Origin of the sequence: Celeribacter marinus (assembly GCF_965656515.1) — a bacterium.
GTDB lineage: Bacteria > Pseudomonadota > Alphaproteobacteria > Rhodobacterales > Rhodobacteraceae > Celeribacter > Celeribacter marinus_D.
On the sequence record NZ_CBFHKW010000021.1, the window covers coordinates 1 to 7,289 of the forward strand.

Annotated in this window: 4 protein-coding genes; 3 read left to right on the forward strand and 1 reads right to left on the reverse strand. The window is 57.5% G+C overall.

Going from position 1 to position 7,289, the window contains the following annotated elements; translation table 11 throughout:
* The first annotated feature begins 848 nt into the window (after positions 1 to 848).
* The 3 genes from ACTG34_RS06610 (at position 849) to ACTG34_RS06620 (ending at position 6,897) form a co-directional block, all read left to right on the forward strand.
* A complete protein-coding gene (locus ACTG34_RS06610; protein WP_439104185.1) occupies positions 849 to 1,853 on the forward strand; it encodes a hypothetical protein in 1,005 nt (334 codons plus the stop codon).
* Positions 1,854 to 1,999: 146 nt separating this feature from the next.
* Positions 2,000 to 4,846, forward strand: coding sequence for a hypothetical protein (locus ACTG34_RS06615; RefSeq protein ID WP_439104186.1), 2,847 nt, complete (start codon positions 2,000 to 2,002; stop codon positions 4,844 to 4,846).
* Between the two features lie 158 nt (positions 4,847 to 5,004).
* A complete protein-coding gene (locus tag ACTG34_RS06620; protein ID WP_439104187.1) occupies positions 5,005 to 6,897 on the forward strand; it encodes a monovalent cation:proton antiporter-2 (CPA2) family protein in 1,893 nt (630 codons plus the stop codon).
* Between the two features lie 31 nt (positions 6,898 to 6,928).
* On the opposite strand, the gene ACTG34_RS06625 is transcribed toward ACTG34_RS06620, so the two are convergent.
* Positions 6,929 to 7,289, reverse strand: a 361-nt coding sequence (locus ACTG34_RS06625; RefSeq protein WP_439104188.1) for a nicotinate-nucleotide--dimethylbenzimidazole phosphoribosyltransferase, incomplete at its 5' end; no start/stop codon positions are given.

Here is a 7,289-nt window from a genome sequence, read left to right on the forward strand (position 1 = left end):
AATTTATGGGGCTACCGGGTCAGTTCTCAGTGACATTCAACACCGCCGAGCCAACCGCGCCTTGGGCGCATGACACCACGTGGCGGCCAAACTTTGTGACTTTATAGCCAACTTCAAATACACAGACCTTCATTTTTCCCCTATCCGCCGCAAACCAGCAGCACATTAAATTCCGCTCGGCCACGGTGATGGGCCACATGCGATTACATCGATGCGAACGCTGATGCGGGGTTAAATTGAAGCGGGAGAAGTGCGGCGCGTTCGTCGCAGATCGCGTGTCTTAGGGCATGGTCGGCATCTAAGAAGACGCAACCCAAAAGACCCAAAACAAAGCAATTGCATCATCACACACTGCGCCACGCAACCGCTTGATTCTTAGCCCAACACGCGTTTCGTCAAGTTTACGTGATATCCATGGATGCTCGCGGGAGCATTGTTTCATAAGGATATTGCCGCCGCAAAATGGTCTCATAATATAACCTTAAGGGTCATAAGCGGCGCTTGTTTGGACGTTGTACGCACTTCGCGAAACCGTCTTTATGATCGCGACGATGCGAACGGCGCAACTCAACGGCAAAACCATAATCTGCCACGGAACGCCCTCTCAACAAAAACGCGTATTCCCCCTGCCCAGCCGATCAAACTGATGCTTGAAACGACGCCGTTGTCGTTGGAGGGGGTGTGACAAACGGACCTTGTTACAATACATGCGGGCGCATCTCAGTATAGTGGGTTAAACGCATAGATGATTGACGCACACAAAGGCAAATGACAGGTCGACGCCGCCGCCTCCAGTCGCTACTTTGCGACACAATCTAAAGTTTCCAAACACCACACGACAGGTCCGTATGCCCGATAAACCGAACACCCCACGTCCCTTTAACGTTGTTGTCGTCGGACAGAACGGCCGCTTGATGTATGAGGCCCTTTTGTTTGCCGCGTCATTGCGTCATAGCGATCCCGACTTCGAAGGGCGTGTGTTCGTCGCCGAACCGCAACCAAACGCGCACTGGAACAACGACCCGCGGATGCGTCAGCCGGAGTTGCTTGAGGCGCTAAAGCGGCTCGATGTCGATATCCTCCCGTTCGAGAGCCGCCACTTTGGCCAGTCCTATCCCTATGGCAACAAGATCGAGGCACTGTTTGCACTGCCCGAAGGCGAGCCGTTTGTGTTCTTTGACACAGATACTCTGATCACGGGCAAGCTGTCGGACGTGCCGTTTGATTTCGACCGCCCCACCGCCTCACTCAAGGTTGAGGGCACATGGCCGCAGATCGAACTCTACGGGCCTGGGTATGCGGACATTTGGAAATCGCTGTATGAGCGGTTCAATCTGGATTTTGACAGCTCTCTCGATCTCGAACAGCCCGATGAGTATTGGCGGCGCTATCTCTATTTCAATGCAGGGTTCTTTTTCTACAAATGCCCGCGCGTGTTCGGCCAACGCTTTCTCGACTACGCGCTTGAGATCCGCGACAATCCGCCGAGAGCCTGCGAGTTGCAGGTGTTCGATCCGTGGCTCGATCAAGTCGCACTGCCGCTTGTCATCCATTCGCTTGGCGGCGGGCGCAACACCGTGCCACCCAACACGCTCGACGGTGATGTGTCGTGCCACTACCGCACCTTTCCGCTCTTGTTTGCGCGCGAAAGCGACCACGTGATCGACGTGCTCAACGCGGCCTCCGCCCCCAATTGGATCAAGAAAGTACTCAAAGACTACGAGCCGATGAAGCGGATGGTCTTTCAGAACAAAGGCGAAAAAGTGCGCGCGATGTTTGACCAAAACGACCTTCCGCGCAAAGAGCAACGCATCCGCAACCAGATCAAAAAAGCGAACCTGTGGATGCGATGACGAACACACTGGGTCTGCGCCCATGAGCGAAGGTTCGCAGACAAAACAGATGGAATTTTCTTAGTCTTTGCTTTGGTTCAAAGACAGGGTAGATTTATTTGGTTAACACGATTTAGAACTTTAATTAATGGCGACAAGGCACTGACATGAAACCAAATTTTGCGCTTAATTTGAGTCATGACGGTATTGCGCTTTTGCATCGCGGCCCCGATGGTTGGTATGCCATGGGTGAGGTCTCGCTCGAGGATCCCGATATGGGCGGCGCGCTGGACGCCCTGCGCGCTCTGGCCACGTCCATATCGCCAAAGGGCTTAACGACAAAGCTGGTTATTCCGAACTCGCAAATTCTGTATCGCACCATTCCCGATCCGATGGCCGCCACCCCATCCGCCACAAACACCGACCGTATTCGCGCCATCCAAGCGTCCCTCGAGGGTGCCACACCCTATGCGCTCGACGAGTTGGTCTGGGACTGGCGAGCATCGCAGGGCAGCATCCAAATCGCCGTTGTTGCCCGCGATACGCTCGCCGAGGCAGACGCCTTTGCCGTTGAGCACCGGTTCAACCCGATCTCCTATGTGGCACTTGCGGAAAGTAGTACCTTTTCGGGTGAGCCGTTCTTTGGACGCGCAAGCACCGCAGACACCGTTATTGGTGCAGAAACAGAAATCGAGCCAGACCGCGATGCAATCGTGGTGCGCGCAGGCCGTCCGCCCCAGCCCCAGTTGGAGACACCTGAGACCTCGGACGATGCAGATGAGGCTGACCACGAGATCGCCGCAACGCCAGACACGGCACTCACGGACACAGCAAAGCCATCGAGCGATGTGAAAGAGAGCGACCTTGCCAAAGACAATGACGCCGCGCTGCCAACCGCGCCGCGCCCGCTTTCGGCCTTTCGCTCGCACCGCGACCCAGACGCCGCCGACCAACCCGTATCCGATGGCGATACAAGCGAGCGTCTGCGCGCCCAAGCCTCGCGCCTGTTCGCCGCCGCGCAAGATGACGATGTGCAAGATGACGACGCACCGCAAACTCCCGAGGCCCAAGACAAACCACATGTCGCCGTGACCGCGCCAACCCTGCCCGGTTTTGAGACTGCGCCCGTAGCGCCCGCAAAACCGGCGCCCACGGTGAAACGTAGCGCCCCCTTGCCCGAACCGGCCCCTATGCCCGCCCCCACGCGCGGCATTAGCAAACTGCCCGCCGCGCCCGCGACATCACCCGCGAGTGCAACGCCGCCCCTGTCGGTCGCCACACAAAAGGCGCAGGCACAACGTGGCGCACCCCTAGACACAACACCAGCTGTTTCGCCCGCTGCACCCCATGTGGTCACTCAGGTTTCTGGCGGCTTTGCTAACACAGGGGAACCGTCGATCGCCGATATTTCGGACGTGGCCCACATCGCACCTGTCGCCGAACCTGAACCGGATCGTGATCCCTCGCGCCTCGCCCTCACCGCACAGGCAATTACGCGCAGTGCAGGACTTGCTGTCTCAAACGCCCTAGGCCACGCGCGCACACGCAAAGAACAACGCCATAGCGCGCGCCGTGCAAAGGCCAAAGACGCCGCAACACGAGCTGCACCACAGCCTGAGTCCGCCCCGCTTCCCGTACAAGATGCGACAACCGAAGCGGAGGCGCTGACCGTCTTTGGCGCACGCCGCCTTAGCCACGAGCAGCGCGGAAAACCGCGCTACATGGGATTGATCCTAACCGTTGTGCTCTTGGCGATCCTTGGCGCTGTCTACATTTGGGCGAGCTTTTTACCCGACACAACACAGGGGTCGCAATCAGGCGTACTTGATGTGCCGGCCGTTCAAACGACCACAACCGTTTTCGCCGACGATCTGTCTGACGCCCCTGTTCCACCTGCGCCCTTTGATGAGGGTGTAGACGCGACAGGGGAGGCAGACGCCGATATCGCGGATGCCGCCATTCCCGAATTGGCGACTGACGCCCTCCCCGCCACATTGGGTCAAGACACGCAACGCCTGAGCCTCAAAGACGTCCAAGATCACTACGCCGTTACAGGCGTTTGGGCCGCCGCACCTCAAGCAGGAACAACGAACGACACCGATGTGATTGACGATCTGTATATCGCCTCGATCGATCCGCAAATCCTCTCCCAAGATGCGATTGCCCTGCCCGATGCGCGCCTGCACACCGCCGAAGATTTGCCGCGCCCGACATTGACGCCTGTGCCGTCGAACACGACCTTTAACCTCGATGCACGCGGCCTTGTGATCGCGACACCCGAGGGCGCGTTAAGCCCTGAGGGCGTGATGGTCTTTGCGGGGCGTCCCGCCGTTGTGCCGCCTGCGCGCCCCGAACGTGCGCCCGCCGAACCAATCGTGATTGATGACAATGATCCGCTCCGCGTGGCACTCATGGCATATGTGCCACAACCGCGTCCCGATCTGCTTGTTGAAAACAACGAGCGCGCCAATCTTGGCGGGATCACGCGCGCCCAACTGGCCGCGTTTCGCCCCGCCGCGCGCCCTGCGTCACCACAACAAGAGGCGCAAGAGGACGCAGAGGCCGTGGGCGAACCGGCCCCCGAGGCCACCGCGCCGCTTGTGGTCACCTCCATCGTGCCAAGTGCCCGCCCCGCAAATATCGAAAAACTTGCCGCCGCCGCCCGCGCAGCTGCCGCTGCGGCCGCAACCGCGACTGAGCAAAATACGACAACCAACTCGACCGCAACACGCGTCACCGCCAAAGTTCCCGCAACCACGGTGCCGCGCTCTGCGCCGACCAGCGTGGCAAATGCCGCGACAGTCAAAAACCAGCTCAACTTGCGCCAAGTTAATCTAATGGGGGTCTATGGCTCATCGTCGGATCGGCGCGCCTTGTTGCGACTGCCCTCGGGCCGTTTTGCCAAGGTGAAAGTCGGCGACAGCGTCAATGGCGGCCGCGTTCAATCCATCACCTCGGACGCACTAACCTACGTAAAAAGTGGCCGTTCAACAACGCTCAAAGTCGGCGGATAAGATTCTTGCCCAATTGCGTGTAAGTTTCGATCCTGACACTTGTTGTTCACATGTAAGTGCTTAGTTTTATAGATGGGATGATTTTGTCATAAACGGCCTCGTTTCAATCGCGACCCCGTATGATGATCGCTACATTTTGAGATGGAGATATGCCGCAGATGGACGGTTTTTTGGCCCAAGCCACAATTTACCTCGCCGCCATCGTTATTGCTGTGCCCATTGCACGCCGGTTGGGACTTGGTTCTGTCTTGGGGTATCTCATCGCAGGCATCGTGATCGGACCGCTGCTTGGTCTTGTTGGCCATTCTCAAAGCACGGATTTGATGCATTTCGCTGAATTTGGCGTTGTGATGATGCTGTTCTTGATCGGTCTCGAACTCGACCCACGCGCCCTATGGGAGATGCGTCATAAACTGGTCGGAATGGGAGGATTACAGCTCACGCTCACCTCTGGAGTGATCACATGGGCTGCGATCTGGTTTGGGCAACCGTGGCAAACCGCACTGGCTCTTGGGATGATTTTCTCGCTCTCTTCCACGGCTGTCGTGCTACAAACCTTATCCGAAAAAGACCTGATGCGTACCAGTGGCGGGCGCGCCGCATTCTCGGTCCTGCTCACACAAGATATTGCGGTGATCCCTATGCTTGCAGCCTTGCCACTGCTTGCAATCGGATCGGGAATTTCGCTCAACTCTGATGGCTCGATTGCGCGCGCCTCTGACATCGTTGCACACGCCGAGGAGTTGTCCTTGATACAAGGCCTACCCGCATGGGGTGTCACTCTCGTGACATTGGGCGCGGTGGCCACAATCGTGCTTGCGGGCATCTTTTTGACCCGCCCCGTCTTCAGGTTTGTCCATGCGGCCAATATGCGCGAGATCTACACCGCCATTTCGTTGCTGATGGTGGTGGGAATCGCGCTGTTGATGAACGCTGTAGGACTGTCCCCTGCGCTTGGCACATTTTTGGCGGGTGTGGTTCTGGCCAACTCAGAATTTCGCCACGAGCTAGAAAGCTCTATTGAACCATTCAAGGGCTTGCTGCTCGGCCTGTTTTTTATCGCTGTGGGCGCTGGGATCAACTTTACCATTTTGTTCCGCGACCCTCTTTTCATCATCGGGCTGACCCTGATCTTGATGATTACAAAAGGTCTCATCCTTTATGGAATTGGACGGCTGTTTTCATTGCGAAAGCGCGGGCAATGGCTGTTTGCGCTCTCCCTCGCTCAAGCGGGCGAATTCGGTATGGTTTTGACCACATTTGGCTTGCAACAAGGTGTCCTGACAATCTGGCTTGGCCAGCGCGTGATGCTGATTATTGCGCTCTCTTTGGTCTTTACTCCGCTGTTTTTCATCCTGCACGACTACTTGCGCCGCAAACTCACAGAGCGCGGCGAAGGGGCCGAAGCCACCGATGAAATCGACGACCAACAGGCGATTATTATCGCAGGTATCGGTCGCTTTGGCCAAGTGGTGAACCGTCTGGTACAAGCCTCCGGCTTTAACACAGTGGTGTTGGACAACGATCTGAAGACAATCCAAGTGATGCGTAAATTCGGGTTCAAAGGCTTCTTTGGTGATCCGACACGGCCCGAATTGCTGCATGCTGCTGGCCTTGATGATGCAAAGGTTCTTGTTGTCGGCCTTGATGATCCGGCCGCCGCCACGCGCCTTGTCACCTATGCGCGTCAACACAACCCGGATCTGTTTATCATCGTACGCGCCCGCGACCGTATCCACGTCTACGAGTTGTTTAAAGCGGGCGCAGATAAAATCGTGCGCGAGATGTTCGATAGCTCCCTGCGTGCGGGGCGATACGTTTTGGAGGAAATGGGGTTCAGCGAATATGACGCGGCCATGACCGAAAAGGCCTACTATCAACATGACCGCGAGGCGATGCGCAATCTGGCCGAATTGTGGGATCCTAAGATCCCGCTATCCGAAAACACCGCCTACATCGAGCGCTCTCGTACCCTCGACAAAGCATTGGAAGCGGGCCTGATGGAGCAACTTGAAACGCGCCGCCGTCAAAGCGAGGAGGCGGCCGAATAGACCGCCTCTCTCACCGAGACCAAACCTTGTTTTAGCCCGCCGCGACTCCGGCCTCCGCAAAGGTCGCCATGCCGGAATGACACTCGAGCGCGGCACGGATGATCGGGATGACCAGTGCCGCCCCTGACCCTTCGCCCAACCTAAGGCCAAGCGACACAAGCGGTTCTTTGCCAAGAGCGGCGAGTAGTCGTCCATGCGCCGCCTCATCCGATTGATGCCCCGCGATGCAATGATCCAACGCCCCCGCGCAGGCATGTTCCAACGTGGCCGCAGCGGCAGTGCAAATGAACCCGTCGAGAATGACAGGAATACGCAGTGCACGCGCGCGCGCAATTGCCCCCGCCATCGCCGCCAGTTCACGACCGCCCAACGCGGCCAAAATACCAAGCGAA